The sequence below is a fragment of the Pseudomonas sp. UYEF17 genome (assembly GCF_040546125.1).
GTDB lineage: Bacteria > Pseudomonadota > Gammaproteobacteria > Pseudomonadales > Pseudomonadaceae > Aquipseudomonas > Aquipseudomonas putida_Z.
Genome location: NZ_JBEPNE010000001.1, coordinates 542241 through 556564, shown reverse-complemented (window position 1 = coordinate 556564; position 14324 = coordinate 542241). Strand labels below are relative to the sequence as shown.

The window sequence follows — 14324 nt, the reverse complement described above, 5'->3', positions numbered from 1 at the left end:
GGATAGCCAGCAAGATCCGCGCCTGCCCAGCGGTTTCATGGCGCTTGCAGGCTGCGGGGTGGGCGCCGCGCTACCCAACGGGTGAGCTGTTCATGGGCATGGGCCAGCTGCAACACCGCATGGTCGGCCTGGGCCGGGCCGATGATCTGCAGGCCCATGGGCAACCCGGCAGCATTGAAGCCGACCGGTACGCTGATGCTCGGCAAGCCGGCCAGGGTCGGCCCTATCACCACTTCCATCCAGCGGTGATAGGTGTCCATCGCGCGCCCTCCTACCACCGTTGGCCAAGGTTGCCGTGCATCGAATGGGAACACCTGGGCCGATGGCAACAGCAGGTAATCGTAACGCTCGAACAGCTTGACCAGCGCGCGGTACCAGTCGCTGCGGGCCACCGAAGCCTGGTACACCGCCGCCGCACTCAGTTGCAGGCCACCCTCCACCTCCCACTGCGCCTCGGGCTTGAGCAGCGCGCGCTTGCCCGGGTCGGCATAGGCCGCAGCGAGGTTGCCGTGCACCAGGAAGTGGCGATGGGTCAGCCAGCATTGCCACAAACGCGCCAGGTCGAACGCCGGTTGGCAGGCTTCGACCCGGCAGCCCAGTTCGGCGAAGTCTGCCAGGGCCGCTTCGCACAGGCTCAGCACCCCGTCATCCATCGCCAGGTAGCCGTCGTAGTCGCCTAGCCAGCCAACCCGCACGCCGCGGAAATCGCGCTGCAACCCGGCGGCAAAATCGCGCCGGCCATCACTCAGCGACAACGGCGTACGCGCATCGAAGCCCGCCTGGGTCGACAACAGCCGCGCCACATCCACCACGCTGCGGCCCATCGGCCCCTCGGTGGCCAGCTGCTGCACGAACAGTTCCGGCGCCGGCCCGTGGGGTACGCGGCCCTGCGACGGGCGCAGGCCATACACGTTGTTGAACGCCGCCGGGTTGCGCAGCGAGCCCATCATGTCGCTGCCGTCGGCGACCGGCAGCAGGCGCATGGCCAGCGCCGCCGCCGCCCCACCGCTGCTGCCCCCGGCCACCTTACCCGGGTCGTAGGCGTTGGTGGTGGTGCCGAACAGGGTGTTGTAGGTCTGCGAACCAAGGCCGAATTCCGGCACATTGCTCTTGCCCACGATCAGCGCACCACTGGCCCGCACCCGCGCCACACTGATCGCGTCCTGCTCGGGCACCTGCTCGGCGAACAGCGGCGAGCCCAACGTGGTGCGCAGCCCGGCAGTGGCGGCCAGGTCCTTGATCGCCTGGGGCATGCCATGCATCCAGCCGCGCGAATAGCCACGGCCCAGCTCGCGGTCACGCTCATCGGCCTCGGCCAACAGCGCCTCTGCCGGGCGCAGCGACACCAGCGCATTGACCTGCGGGTTGAAGCGTTCGATATGCGCCAGATAAGCCTGCATCACCTCCCGGCACGACATCTGGCGGGCATGGATGGCCCGGGACAATGCCTCGGCATCGAGGGCAACGATGGGGTCGATGGCTAGCGGCATCACGGTTTCACTCCAAGGTTGAAAGCGGCAGGCTTGCCCGCGCGTGGGGCTTCTTTCAGGCAATAGGTGCCCAGCAGTGTCAGCAGGCAGGCGAACAGCACATAGAACGACGGCGCCACCGGGGTACCGAGCACCTTGCTCAGCCAGGTGACGATCAACGGGGCGAAGCCGCCGAACACCATCACCGCCACGTTATAGGCCACCGACACACCGGTAGAACGCACCTCGACCGGGAACTGCTCGGCCAGGGCCGTGGGCGCCGGCCCGAAGAAGCCACCGATGGCGGTGCACAACAGCAGTTGCATCACCAGCAGGCGCTCCAGCGACGGCGCGGCAGCCACCCACACATACAACGGGTAGACCATGACGAAGAACGCCAGGGTGAAGGCCATCAGCACCGGGCGCCGCCCCAGCCGGTCAGACAACGCCCCGGACAGCGGGATCACCACGGTCATCAGCCCAACCGCAAGCATCTGCACCAGCAGCACCTGGTCCAGCGGCAGGCCGAGGTTCTTGTGGGCGAAGGTCGGCATGTTCACCAGCACCACGTAGAACGACACCGTCGCGCCACAGGCCAGGCCCATCGATACCAACAGGCTGCGCCGATGCTCACGCAGCACCTGCCACAGGCTGGGCGACTGGCCCTTGGCCTGGCGGCGCGCCTCAATGAATTCCTCGGGTTCTTCCATGTGTTTGCGAATCCACAGCCCCACCGGGCCGATCAGCAGGCCGAGCACGAACGGGATACGCCAGCCCCAGCTGTCCAGCGCCGCTGGCGTGCACAAGTGGGTGACCAAGGCCACCATCGCCGCCCCGGAGAACACCGCCAGGCACTGCCCCACCAGCTGCCACGAGCCGTACAGGCCCTTGCGGTGGGCCGGCGCGCTCTCCACCAGGAAGGCCGTGGCGCTGGCGTACTCGCCGCCGGTGGCAAAACCCTGCAGCATGCGCGCCACCACGATCAGCATCGGCGCGGCCATGCCAATGGCCAGGTAGTCGGGGGCAAAGGCGATCATGGCAATGGACACGGTCATCAGCCGGATGATCATCTGCATCGCCGCCTTGCGGCCCTTGCGGTCGGAATACATGCCCAGCAGCACGCCGCCCACCGGGCGCATGAAAAAGCCGACGCCGAAGGTGGCCAGGGCCATCAGCAGCGAGGCGTATTCGTCGTCGGAGGGGAAGAACTGGCGGGCGATGATGCTGGCCAGAAAGCCGTACACGATAAAGTCATACCACTCCAGGGCGTTGCCGATGACGGCGGCGACCACTTGCCGGGTACGCGACACGCCGGTGCTCGAAGTCTGCATAGGAAACACTCCACACAATGATTGGGTGATCGCCCAGGCGCGATCGCGCCCGGGTTCCAGCGGCAGTCGTCAAAAGGAAAGGTCAGGCGGGCGCGAGCCAGCGCTCTGCCAGCGCGCCCCAGTAGGCGGCGCCGGTCAGCAGGATGTCGTCGTTGAAGTCGTAGGCCGGGTTGTGCACCATCGGCCGCGATACGCCATTGCCGATGAACAGGTAGGCGCCGGGGCAGCGTTGCAGCATCCAGGCGAAGTCCTCGCTGCCCATCAGCTTGCGGGTGTTGCCATCCACTGCCTCGGCACCGAGCAATTCCACCCCCACCTGCCGGGCGAAGGCGTTTTCCGCGGCATGGTTGACCAACACCGGGTAGGCCGGGCGGTGTTCGAGGGTGGCGCGGCAGCCAAAGCTCTCGGCCTGGCTGACGATAATGGCCCGCACCCGCTCCAGGGTCTGCGCCCGCACCTCGGCGTTCAGCGCGCGCAGGCTCAGGCGCAGCAGCGCCTGCTGCGGGATCACGTTGGCCGCTTCGCCGGCCTGCAAGGCGCCGACGGTAACCACGGCCGCCTCCTGCGCATCGATATTGCGCGCCACCACGGTTTGCAGGGCCATCACCACACTGGCCGCCGCCACCAGCGGGTCGACGGTCAGGTGCGGCATCGAGCCATGGCCGCCAACTCCGTCGAGGGTCACCGTGAGCAGGTCTTGCGAGGCCATCATCGGCCCCTCGCGAAAGCCCAGGTGCCCGGCCGGCAGCCCGGGCATGTTGTGCATGCCGAACAGTGCATCGCAAGGGAAGCGCTCCAGCAGGCCGTCAGCCAGCATCGCCTCGGCACCACCCTGGCCCTCTTCTGCCGGCTGGAAGATCAGTGTCAGTGTCCCGTCGAACTGCCGGGTCGCCGCCAGGTAGCGCGCGGCGCCAAGCAGCATGGTGGTATGCCCGTCATGGCCGCAGGCGTGCATGCACCCCTGATGCTGGCTGCTGTACGCGGCGCCGGTAGCCTCGTGGATGGGCAGCGCGTCCATGTCGGCGCGCAGGCCCAGGCGGCGTGGGCTGCTACCATTGCGCAGTACGCCGACCACGCCGGTCCTGCCGATACCGGTGTGCACTTCATAGCCCCACTCTTCGAGCAGTCGGGCAACCAGCGCCGAAGTGCGGCTTTCTTCGAAGCCCAGCTCCGGGTGAGCGTGGATGTCGTGACGGATTGCGTGCAGGTCGCTGGCCACATCGTTCAGCCAGGCCAGGATGTGCTGATGTCGGGACATGTAGAGTCTCCTCGCGCGGGTGGATTCCCGTTCTTGTTGTTCGCCTTGAGGTCACGACGGGTGAGGCAGGTCGTGCTTGGCGACAGATAAGCGCGAGGAGGCTGAGAGCACAATCGAATCTGGTTTCACACGGTGGAACACAAAGTCCCGCCGTTGCCGTTGATTGCCAAATCGCCGTTACATTTTCGCCCCAACACGCACCAACAATACTTTTTCGGGCAAGGGCTCCAGAATGGCTGAGTCCCTGCCCCGTAATCGGTTCCACCCGGTGGCTTCCTTCATCGATTCCACTGCCAATTTTCCGAGTGGGATCCTGTTCAACGTGGCTTCCTGATAGGTTGCTTTCATATCGGAATACAGCTGCCTCAACTTACCCACCCCTGCAAAAGAAGCACCCCCAATCCCCACCGCGGAAGCGGCTTCGCTCGTGAGTGAACCCGCTGGAAATGCATACGCCATCACCACACCAGGCACTTTCGTCAGGGTGGCGACCAATCCACCATTGAATACCAGCGCATTGTTGGTACGGCTTGAAGCATCAAACTCGGCGGGTACGGGCATGCCTTTGGCCTTGGCTACGGATCGTTTGACGATGGTTCTGGACGCCTTATTCAACGCAGACAGCATGCCCACGGTTCCCCAGACTAGCCCCGTCCCTTGCCCCAGCAAGCGCGTGGGCGAATGCCCATCACGGTCGACATGGTTCACCGGGTCGCCTTTGCAATAGCAGTAGGCATTGGGCCCTCCCCGGCCAAAAGGGCTAAGGGTGTCTGGGCTATGAAAACGCATCGACACCGTGCCATAGGCACGCTTGCCATTACCCAGCAGGTAACAGCGCGGTAATGACACCTGACATTCTCCGGCAAAAGCCAACAGTGAGTGGTGCCGAGCTACGTGATAACCATAGGGGGTATATGAACGGATTGAGGAGTTATTGATTAACTGGATCGATGATTGCGGGTCGATGGCCAGTGAAGACGAAAGCTGCATGTTCGAAGTTCCCGTGTTGTTTTTTTGTACAACGACACTAAGCACTTGAACAGGCCTGCATAACTCACAGATCTGCTGATCGGAAGCATTGCCCCAGCAGGCGCTACATATTTGCTGTTACCTTGAGCGCACTGTTCAGCTACAGCCAAGGACTGCCTCATGCCCACACGCCCAACCACCCCAAGCGGCTTCGTTCGTGTACGGGGTGCCCGCGAGCACAACCTGAAGAACATCGACGTCGATATACCCCGTGACGCCCTGGTGGTGTTCACTGGCGTATCCGGCTCGGGCAAGTCCTCGCTGGCCTTCTCGACGCTGTATGCCGAAGCCCAGCGCCGCTACTTCGAATCGGTCGCGCCCTATGCCCGGCGCCTGATCGACCAGGTCGGCGTGCCGGACGTCGACGCCATCGAAGGCCTGCCCCCGGCCGTGGCCCTGCAGCAGCAACGCGGCACGCCGAGTGCACGTTCCTCGGTGGGCAGCGTGACCACCCTGTCCAGTTCGATCCGCATGCTCTACTCCCGCGCCGGCCACTACCCGGCCGGCCAGGCGATGCTGTATGCCGAGGATTTCTCGCCCAACACGCCGCAGGGCGCCTGCCCGGAATGCCATGGCATGGGCCGGGTCTACGAAGTGAACGAAGCGACCATGGTCCCCGACCCGTCGCTGACCATCCGCGAACGCGCCGTGGCGGCGTGGCCGATGGCCTGGCAGGGGCAGAACCTGCGCGACATCCTGGTGACGCTGGGCTACGACGTCGATACCCCCTGGCGCGACCTGCCACAGGCGCAGCGCGACTGGATCCTGTTCACCGAAGAAACGCCCACCGCGCCGGTGTATGCCGGGCTGACCCCGGCGCAGACCCGCGCCGCCCTCAAGCGCAAGCTAGAGCCCAGCTACCATGGCACGTTCATGGGTGCCCGGCGTTACGTGCTGCACACCTTCATGCACTCGCAAAGCGCGCAGATGCGCAAGCGCGTTGCCCAGTTCATGCGCCCCAGCCCGTGCCCGCTGTGCCAGGGCAAGCGCCTGAAGCGCGAGGCGCTGGGGGTGACCTTCGCCGGCCTGGATATCGCCGAGCTGTCGCACCTGTCGCTGCAGGCGCTGGCCGAGGTGTTCCGCAAGGTGGCGGCAGCAGACTACCTGGCACAACAGCAGGACGACCTGACCCTGGAAAAGCGCCTGGCGGCCCAACGCATCGCCAACGAGCTGCTCGAACGCATCGACACCCTGCTCGACCTGGGCCTGGGCTACCTGGCCCTGGAGCGCAGCACCCCGACCCTGTCCTCTGGCGAGCTGCAACGCCTGCGCCTGGCCACCCAGCTGAACTCGCAGTTGTTTGGCGTGATCTACGTGCTCGACGAGCCTTCGGCCGGTTTGCACCCGGCCGACAGCGAAGCCCTGTTCGAGGCGCTTCAGCGCCTGAAGCATGCGGGCAACTCGGTCTATGTGGTGGAACACGACCTGGACACCATGCGCCGCGCCGACTGGCTGGTGGATGTAGGGCCTGCCGCTGGCGAGCATGGCGGCAACATCCTCTACAGCGGGCCGCCCACGGGCCTGGCCCAGGTCGAGCAGTCGAGCACCCGGGCCTACCTGTTCAGTGCACCGGCCCAGACCACGCGCGCACCACGCCAGGCCCACGACTGGCTGAAGCTCGAAGGCATCAGCCGCAACAACCTGAACAACCTCAGTGCGCAATTCCCGCTGGGCTGCTTTACCGCCGTTACCGGTATTTCCGGGTCGGGCAAGTCGAGCCTGGTCAGCCAGGCGCTGCTGGAGCTGGTGGGTGCGCACCTGGGTCATGCCGCCCAACGCAACGAGCCCGAAGAGCAGAGCCTGGAAGATGAACCTGAACAGGCCAGCGGCGGGCATGTGAGCGCGGGCCTTGGCAGCATCAGGCGCCTGGTGCAGGTCGACCAGAAACCGATCGGCCGTACGCCCCGCTCCAACCTGGCCACCTACACCGGCCTGTTCGACCATGTGCGCAAGCTGTTCGCCGCCACCGAACAGGCCAAGGCAAAAGGCTTCGATGCCGGGCGTTTCTCCTTCAACGTTGCCAAGGGGCGCTGCGAGAACTGCGAGGGCGAAGGCTTCGTCAGCGTCGAGTTGCTGTTCATGCCCAGCGTCTATGCGCCCTGCCCGACCTGCCATGGCGCCCGCTACAACCCGGAAACCCTGGCGGTGAGCTGGCAGGGCATGAACATTGCGCAGGTGCTGCAGCTGACGGTCGACCAGGCCCTGCTGGTGTTCGCCGAACAGCCAGCGGCGCGGCGCTGCCTGCAGGTGCTGCAGGACATCGGCCTGGGCTATCTGCGCCTGGGCCAGCCGGCCACCGAACTGTCCGGCGGCGAGGCGCAGCGCATCAAGCTGGCCACCGAGCTGCAACGCACGGCCCGCGGGGCGACGCTGTATGTACTGGACGAACCCACCAACGGCTTGCACCCGCAGGACATCGACCGGCTGCTGGTGCAGCTCAACCGCCTGGTCGATGGTGGGCACAGCGTGGTGGTGGTCGAGCACGACATGCGAGTGGTGGCGCAGAGCGACTGGGTGATCGACATCGGGCCTGGGGCCGGGGATGCCGGGGGCCAGGTGGTGGTCAGCGGCACGCCACAGGTGGTGGCCGGGTGTGCTGAAAGCCGCACGGCGGAGTTTCTGGCCAAGGCCTTGTAGCGCCTGCACCGGCCCCTTCGCGGGTAAACCCGCTCCCACAGGTACTGCACAGCTTGCAAGATCTGTGGTGAACCTCTGGCTCCCACAGATACTGCACAGCTTGCAAGATCTGTGGTGAACCTCTGGCTCCCACAGATACTGCACAGCTTGCAAGATCTGTGGTTACCCTGTGGGAGCGGGTTTACCCGCGAAGAGGCCGGTGCAGGCTGTAGACTGTTTTTTTGCAACGGCCGCTGAAGTACAGTCTGCCCCATGGACAAATACGCCCCCCGCCAGTGGCTCCCCCACGAAAAACCCAGCCTGCCGGGCTCCCCCTCCACGCCCCTGCACACGCCCGCCAAACGGCTGGCCTACGGCGTGGTCGGGCTGCTGGTGGCGATCACCGGTGGCCTGGGCAACGCGCTGGTCACCGCCAACCTTGTGTTCCTGCAAGGAGCGCTGGGTGCAACCACGGCGGAAATGGCCTGGCTGCCGGCCGCCTATGTAATGACCAACGTGTCCATCAACCTGCTGCTGGTGAAGTTCCGCCAGCAATTCGGCCTGCGCGCGTTCACCGAGGTGTTCCTGGTGCTCTATGCCCTGGTCACCTTCGCCCACCTGCTGGTAAACGACCTCAACTCGGCCATCGCCGTGCGGGCAGCGCATGGCATGGTCGGTGCCGCGCTCAGCTCGCTGGGGCTGTACTACATGATCCAGGCGTTCCCGGCGCAATGGCGGCTGAAGGCGATGGTGCTTGGCCTGGGCGCCTCGCAGCTGGCGTTGCCGCTGGCGCGGATCTTCTCCGAAGACCTGCTGCAGATCGCCGAATGGCGCGGCCTGTACCTGTTCGAACTGGGCCTGGCGCTGGCCGCGCTGGGCTGCGTGCTGATGCTCAAGCTGCCCCCCGGTGACCGCTTCAAGACCTTCGAGCCGCTGGACTTTCTCACCTTCTCGCTGATGGCCAGTGGCACCGCGCTGCTGTGCGCCGTGCTGTCTCTCGGGCGTATCGACTGGTGGCTGGAGGCGCCCTGGATCGGCATGGCCCTGGCGGCCTCGATCGCGCTGATCTTCAGCGGCCTGGCTATCGAGCACAACCGCCAGAACCCGCTGCTGATGACCCGCTGGCTGGGCAGCGGCGCGATCATTCGCCTGGCCCTGTGCGTGGTGCTGATCCGCATGGTCACCTCGGAGCAGTCCACCGGGGCAGTCGGCTTCCTGCAGGCACTGAACCTGGGCAGCGAGCAGATGCGCACGCTGTACGCGGTCATGCTGCTGGGCGCGGTGGCCGGCCTGGCCAGCAGTGCCTTCACCATCAACCCCAACCACCTGGTGATCCCGCTGTTCATCTCGCTGCTGGCCATGGCCACCGGCGCCTTCATGGACAGCAGTTCGAGCAACCTCACCCGCCCGGCACAGATGTACCTCAGCCAGTTCCTGCTGGCGTTCGGCAGCACCTTCTTCCTCGGCCCGTCCATGGCCCTTGGCATCAGCCATGTGCGCGCCAACCCGCGCAACCTGGTGAGTTTCTCGGTGCTGTTCGGCATCTGCAACAACCTCGGCGGCCTGATTGGCGCGGCACTGCTGGGCACCTTCCAGACCTGGCGGGAAAAATTCCACTCCAGCCACCTGATGGACCGCCTCAGCTACCTGGAACCCTTGGTCACGGCCCGCGTGCAAAGTGGCGGTGCCGGCTACGGCGGCATCATCGCCGACCCGGCCCTGCGCAGCGAAGCCGGCATGCGCCTGCTGGCCAGTGCCGCCACCCGCGAGGCGAATATCATGGCCTACAACGATGTGTTCGTGCTGATCGGCAGCATCGCTATTCTGACCATGATCTGGATCTGCATCCGTAGCACCTGGCTCTGGCACACCAAACGCCGGGCCATTTCCCCTGACTCCACCCCCGGCGCGCCCACCCGATGACCGACGACACCCGCACCACGACCACCACTGCCATCGCCGAAACCCCGGAAGGCGCCACGCCGCCCAGCGAGCCGACCAGCCCGGTGCGTTCGCGGCGGGTGCGTATCCTGTCGTCGATCAGCTTCGCCTGCGTGGCCCTGGCCGGCATCCTGCTGGTGCTGTATGCCTGGCGCCTGCCGCCATTCAGCAGCGCCATCGAAAGCACCGAGAACGCCCTGGTGCGCGGCCAGGTGACCATCATCGGGCCGCAGCTGAGCGGCTATATCGTCGATGTGCCGGTGCATGACTTCCAGTTCGTCAAGGCCGGCGACCTGCTGGTGCAACTGGACGACCGCATCTACAAGCAACGCCTGGCCCAGGCCATCGCCCAGCTGCAGCAGCAACAGGCGGCCCTGGCCAACAACCTGCAGCAGCGCAACAGCGCCGAAGCCACCATTGCCCAGCGCCAGGCCGCCATCGGCGATGCCGCCGCCCAGGCAACCAAGGCCAGGGCCGACCTCGGCCGCAACCGGGCGCTGGTCAGCGATGGCTCGGTGTCGCGGCGCGACCTGGACCTGGCCCGGGCCAGCGAAGCCGCTGCGGTCGCCAGCCTGGCCCAGGCCAAGGCAGCACTGGAAATCGCCCGCCAGGACCGCGAAACCGTGGTGGTCAACCGGGCCGCGCTGAAGGCCTCGGTGGAAAACGCCAAGGCCGCCGTGGAGCTGGCCCGCATCGACCTAGACAACACCCGCGTCACCGCCCCGCGCGACGGCCAGCTGGGGCAGATCGGCACGCGCCTGGGGGCCTATGTCAATTCCGGTGCGCAGTTGATGGCGCTGGTGCCCGACACCCTGTGGGTGATCGCCAACATGAAGGAAACCCAGATGGCCGATGTGCGCATCGGCCAACCGGTGAGTTTCACTGTGGATGCGCTGAATCACCTGAAGCTGCATGGGCACGTGCAGCAGATCTCACCAGCCACCGGCTCGGAGTTCGCCTTGCTGCAGGCGGACAATGCCACCGGCAACTTCGTCAAGATTGCCCAGCGCATACCGGTGCGGATCACCGTGGATGCCGACCAGCCGGAGGCTCGGCGCTTGCGGCCGGGGATGTCGGTGGTGGTCAGTATCGATACTCGCAGCCAGGATTGATGTTGTTGCCACTGGCCTCTTCGCGGGTAAACCCGCTCCCACAGGTTCACCACAGGTCTTGAAAACTGTGCAATACCTGTGGGAGCGGTTTTACCCGCGAAGAGGCCAGCGAAGATCATGCAGAGATGCCGTCTTGCCATGATTGCGCCGCTCTAGCCCGTAGGTTCTAATCGCGCACGACCCGTTTGCCTTTGTCACTCAAGGAAGTGTCACCATGTACAGGAAGATCGTGCCGCTGGCGCTGTTGGCAACCCTGGCCGGTTGCTCGAACAGCGAGGACACCAGCGAGGCCAGTTTCCAGAAGGCCGCCCAGGCCTACCTCGATACCCAGTACCCGCACTGCTTCGTCATCAGTTCATTCCCGACCAAGACCCAGGACTTCGACCTCCATGGCACCAACAAGGCGTTGCATGCCTTGGCCCAGGTAGGTGTGGTCAGCGAAAAGGAGATCTCGCGCACCGAGGTGCCCGCCCGCCTGTGGCAAGCGGCACGCACGGACATCTACTACGCCTATGACCTCACCGACGAAGGCCGCAAGTATTACAAAGCGGATAACGGGCTGTGCTTCGGCAAGGCGCAGGTCACCGCCATCGAGCAGTTCAGTGAGCCGAGCGAGGCGACCGGGCAGAAGATGTCGAATGTGACCTATGCCTACAAGATCACCGGGTTACCGGCGTGGGCCGGGGACGACGGGGTCAAGGCCAGCATTGCCGAACTGGGCAAGGCGGTGGCCAGCAATGACACGCCGCTCAGGGAAACCCGGGCGATGGTGCTGACCAGCCAGGGGTGGCGGTTGCAGGAGAAATAGCCGTTTGCCGTGCCGGCCTCTTCGCGGGTAAACCCGCTCCCACAGGTCCATCACAGGCCTTGAGACCTGCGCAGTACCTGTGGGAGCGGGTTTACCCGCGAAAGGGCCGGTACAGACTTACATCCACCAAGCCAGCACCACCGGCAACCAGGCAAACGACAGCACCGTAGAGCACATCACCAGGTTCGCCACCTGCTCCGGTTCGCGGTTGGCGCGCACCGCCATCAGGTAGTTGAACACCGCCACCGGCATCGCCGACTGCACCACCAGCACCGCACGCTCCAGGCTGCCCATGCCCAGCGCCGCACCTACCGCCCAGCCCACGGCAGCGCCCAGGCCAATGCGCAAACCGCCCAGCAGCATGCCGCTGCCCACATGGCGCAGGCGAATGCTGGCCAGCGACACGCCCAGTGTGAGCAACATCAGCGGGATGGTCATGCCGCCCAGCAGGTCTGCGGTATTGGCCAGCCAGCGCGGCAACTCGAAATCGAGAAAGATGATCGGCATGGCGCCGGCCAGGCTGATCACGATGGGGTTGCGCAGCAGTGCCTTGAGCGAAGCCGCAGTACCGGAAATGGCCATGCCGAGGGTGAACTGCACGATCGACAGGGTCAGGAAGAACGCCACGGCCAGGGCCAGGCCGTGTTCGCCAAAGGCGTACAGGCTGATCGGCAGGCCCATGTTGCCGGTGTTGGGGAACATGAACGCCGGCAACAGCACACGCCAGTGCATGCCCGAAGCGCGGCACACCAGCAAGCCGGCCAGGGCCATGCCCAGGGTGCACAGCAGGCAGGCCATGGCCATGCTGGTGAAGGCGGTCGGGTCCAGTTCGGTGCGGCTGAGCGTGGACAGCACCAGCGACGGGGTGCCGACGGTCATCACCACCCGGGCGATGAATTCGGTGGGATAGTCCAGGCCCTTGCGGGCCCAGGCATAGCCGATGCCGGCGACGATGAAAACCGGGGCCAGGACTGCGAACAGCGAAGCGAACATGGGGGCCTTCCTTGGGGGTGGGCCCCGCATTATGCCGCAGTCTGCGGGATTGCCGGGGCTGCTTTGCAGCCCAATCGCCGGCAAGCCGGCCCCCATAGGTACTGCACAATGCTTGAGGTCGATGCAGTCGAGGTGGGAGCTGGCTTGCCGGCGATTGGGCCGCAAAGCGGCCCCGGGATGTCCGCCCAAGACGCATTCGTGTCGCCCACAGACTGCGGCGTCTCGTCGCACACCCAAGCCCCTTGGGCAAAACCGCGCAAGCCCGTAGAATCGCGCTTCCTTTTCGCCCGTCGCCTTGAACGGTGGCAACCGGCAGCGTCGCATCCAGCCCAGGCACATCCGTGCAGCCCCTCGGCCCCGTTCGGGTCGAGCCGGTGTGCGCGTCCGAAAAGGCGCTCATTCCGCTCATCCAACTAGAGGTACCTATGTCTCCGCGTTTGCTGGCCATGGCGCTGGCGCCCCTGCTCGGGCTGTTCATCATTGCCCTGGGCAACGGCTTCATGTCTTCCCTTACCACCCTGCGCCTGGGCGCTGCCGGCGAGTCGGCCACCACCATCGGTGTGGTCTCCTCGACCTACTTCATCGGCCTGACCCTGGGTGCCATCTTCAACGACCGGCTGATCCTGCGCATCGGCCATATCCGCGCCTACACCAGCTTCGCCTCGCTGATCGCCGTGACCATCCTGCTGCAAGGCCTGTTCTACGACGTCACCTGGTGGTCGGTGCTGCGCCTGATCAACGGCTGGGCGGCGGTGGGCGTGTTTCTGGTGATCGAAAGCTGGCTGCTGCTGGCCGGTGACGCCAAGATCCGCGGCCGCCTGCTGGCGCTGTACATGATCGCCTTCTACGGCGCCGGGGTCATCGCCCAGGCCGGCCTTGGCGAAATCACCCACATGGGTGACACCGCACCGTTCATGCTGGCCGGCGTGCTCGCCGCCCTGTCGGTACTGCCCATCGTGATCCTGCCGCGGGTGTCGCCGCTGCTGGACCAGGTCGAACCGCTCAAGCCGCGCCAGTTGCTGGGCGTTGCGCCGTCGGGCCTGGTCGGCTGCTTCGGTTCGGGTGTAGCCATTGCCGGCATCTATGCCTTGCTGCCGCTGTACCTGCAGCGCATCGGCCTGGATGTGGGCGAGGTCGGCAACATGATGGCCTGGGTGATTCTTGGTGCCATGCTGCTGCAATACCCGGTCGGACGCTGGTCCGACCGCAAGGACCGCCAGGATGTGCTGATCGCCCTGGCCGCGCTGTGCGTGCTGCTGTCGCTGGTCACGGTGTTCCTGCCGTCGGACTCGATCCTGCTGCCGGCGATGCTGTTCCTGCTGGGTGGTGGCGTGTTCACCCTGTACCCGGTGGCGGTCAGCCATGCGGCCGACCGGGCGCCATCGGATGCACTGGTGCCGATGATCCAGGGCCTGCTGCTGATCAACTCGCTGGGTTCGGCCATGGCGCCGGTGGCCATTTCGCCGATGATGACCGAGTTTGGCGAGGCCGGGTTGTTCTGGGCCTTTGCCGTGGTCAACCTGGCCATGGTGTGCTTCTTCATGTGGCGTCGTGGCAAGCGCCCGGCGGCAGAGCACCCGGCCCCGTTCACCGCTTCGACCACCTTCTCGCCGACCGGTGCCGAGCTGCGGGTGACCGAAGACCTGATGCATGCGGCGCAGGAGCACCCGCCGCTGGAGCCGGTGGAGAGTGCTGCGCCAGCGCAGGCGCAACGTTCAGAATCGCATTGACTCCGGGGGCTGCCCTGCAGCCCTTTCGCGACACAAG

10 protein-coding genes are annotated in these 14324 nt (G+C 65.6%); 5 read left to right on the top strand and 5 right to left on the bottom strand.

The features are described 5' to 3' along the window. Positions 1-35: 35 nt before the first annotated feature. The 4 genes from ABIB24_RS02535 to ABIB24_RS02520 all read right to left on the bottom strand — a co-directional run bounded on the left by ABIB24_RS02535 (position 36) and on the right by ABIB24_RS02520 (position 5048). Positions 36-1490 carry an amidase gene (locus ABIB24_RS02535; protein WP_354316089.1) on the bottom strand — a complete coding sequence of 485 codons (1455 nt, stop codon included), beginning with the start codon at positions 1488-1490 and terminating at the stop codon, positions 36-38. Next, positions 1490-2800 carry a citrate-proton symporter gene (locus ABIB24_RS02530; protein WP_015270478.1) on the bottom strand — a complete coding sequence of 437 codons (1311 nt, stop codon included), beginning with the start codon at positions 2798-2800 and terminating at the stop codon, positions 1490-1492. The genes ABIB24_RS02535 and ABIB24_RS02530 overlap by 1 nt, the downstream gene beginning before the upstream one ends. An 82-nt stretch (positions 2801-2882) precedes the next feature. Continuing rightward, positions 2883-4058: a M20 aminoacylase family protein gene (locus ABIB24_RS02525; protein WP_274079456.1), complete on the bottom strand. Its 1176-nt coding sequence runs from the start codon at positions 4056-4058 to the stop codon at positions 2883-2885. Positions 4059-4235: 177 nt separating this feature from the next. Then, positions 4236-5048, bottom strand: coding sequence for an RHS repeat-associated core domain-containing protein (locus ABIB24_RS02520; protein ID WP_354316075.1), 813 nt, complete (start codon positions 5046-5048; stop codon positions 4236-4238). Between the two features lie 159 nt (positions 5049-5207). Between ABIB24_RS02520 and ABIB24_RS02515 the strand changes: the two genes are divergently transcribed. From ABIB24_RS02515 to ABIB24_RS02500, 4 genes are all read left to right on the top strand, one after another. Then, positions 5208-7724: an excinuclease ABC subunit UvrA gene (locus tag ABIB24_RS02515; RefSeq protein ID WP_274079454.1), complete on the top strand. Its 2517-nt coding sequence runs from the start codon at positions 5208-5210 to the stop codon at positions 7722-7724. Positions 7725-7976: 252 nt separating this feature from the next. Continuing rightward, on the top strand, positions 7977-9626 hold the full coding sequence (locus tag ABIB24_RS02510) for an MFS transporter (RefSeq protein ID WP_085615552.1): 1650 nt from the start codon (positions 7977-7979) through the stop codon (positions 9624-9626). Beyond that, a complete protein-coding gene (locus ABIB24_RS02505; protein ID WP_354316074.1) occupies positions 9623-10756 on the top strand; it encodes an HlyD family secretion protein in 1134 nt (377 codons plus the stop codon). Before ABIB24_RS02510 ends, ABIB24_RS02505 begins: the two co-directional genes overlap by 4 nt. A 214-nt stretch (positions 10757-10970) precedes the next feature. Next, complete coding sequence (locus tag ABIB24_RS02500) at positions 10971-11564, top strand: SEN1982 family lipoprotein (RefSeq protein ID WP_137164085.1); 594 nt, start codon at positions 10971-10973, stop codon at positions 11562-11564. A gap of 117 nt (positions 11565-11681) precedes the next feature. Here ABIB24_RS02500 and ABIB24_RS02495 read toward each other — a convergent pair whose 3' ends face one another. Next, on the bottom strand, positions 11682-12557 hold the full coding sequence (locus tag ABIB24_RS02495; protein WP_025339272.1) for an AEC family transporter: 876 nt from the start codon (positions 12555-12557) through the stop codon (positions 11682-11684). 425 nt (positions 12558-12982) lie between these two features. On the opposite strand from ABIB24_RS02495, the gene ABIB24_RS02490 reads away from it, so the two are divergent. Continuing rightward, the gene (locus tag ABIB24_RS02490; RefSeq protein ID WP_063914168.1) at positions 12983-14287 is read left to right on the top strand and encodes an MFS transporter; all 1305 of its coding nucleotides are present in this window, start codon (positions 12983-12985) and stop codon (positions 14285-14287) included. The last annotated feature ends 37 nt before the right edge of the window (positions 14288-14324 follow it).

What these genes read in the sequence shown, in the direction of transcription:
- ABIB24_RS02535 (WP_354316089.1), bottom strand. Translation starts at nt 1,490, where the DNA reads ATGCCGCTAGCCATCGACCCCATCGTTGCCCTCGATGCCGAGGCATTG.
- ABIB24_RS02530 (WP_015270478.1), bottom strand. Translation starts at nt 2,800, where the DNA reads ATGCAGACTTCGAGCACCGGCGTGTCGCGTACCCGGCAAGTGGTCGCC.
- ABIB24_RS02525 (WP_274079456.1), bottom strand. Translation starts at nt 4,058, where the DNA reads ATGTCCCGACATCAGCACATCCTGGCCTGGCTGAACGATGTGGCCAGC.
- ABIB24_RS02520 (WP_354316075.1), bottom strand. Translation starts at nt 5,048, where the DNA reads ATGCAGCTTTCGTCTTCACTGGCCATCGACCCGCAATCATCGATCCAG.
- ABIB24_RS02515 (WP_274079454.1), top strand. Translation starts at nt 5,208, where the DNA reads ATGCCCACACGCCCAACCACCCCAAGCGGCTTCGTTCGTGTACGGGGT.
- ABIB24_RS02510 (WP_085615552.1), top strand. Translation starts at nt 7,977, where the DNA reads ATGGACAAATACGCCCCCCGCCAGTGGCTCCCCCACGAAAAACCCAGC.
- ABIB24_RS02505 (WP_354316074.1), top strand. Translation starts at nt 9,623, where the DNA reads ATGACCGACGACACCCGCACCACGACCACCACTGCCATCGCCGAAACC.
- ABIB24_RS02500 (WP_137164085.1), top strand. Translation starts at nt 10,971, where the DNA reads ATGTACAGGAAGATCGTGCCGCTGGCGCTGTTGGCAACCCTGGCCGGT.
- ABIB24_RS02495 (WP_025339272.1), bottom strand. Translation starts at nt 12,557, where the DNA reads ATGTTCGCTTCGCTGTTCGCAGTCCTGGCCCCGGTTTTCATCGTCGCC.
- ABIB24_RS02490 (WP_063914168.1), top strand. Translation starts at nt 12,983, where the DNA reads ATGTCTCCGCGTTTGCTGGCCATGGCGCTGGCGCCCCTGCTCGGGCTG.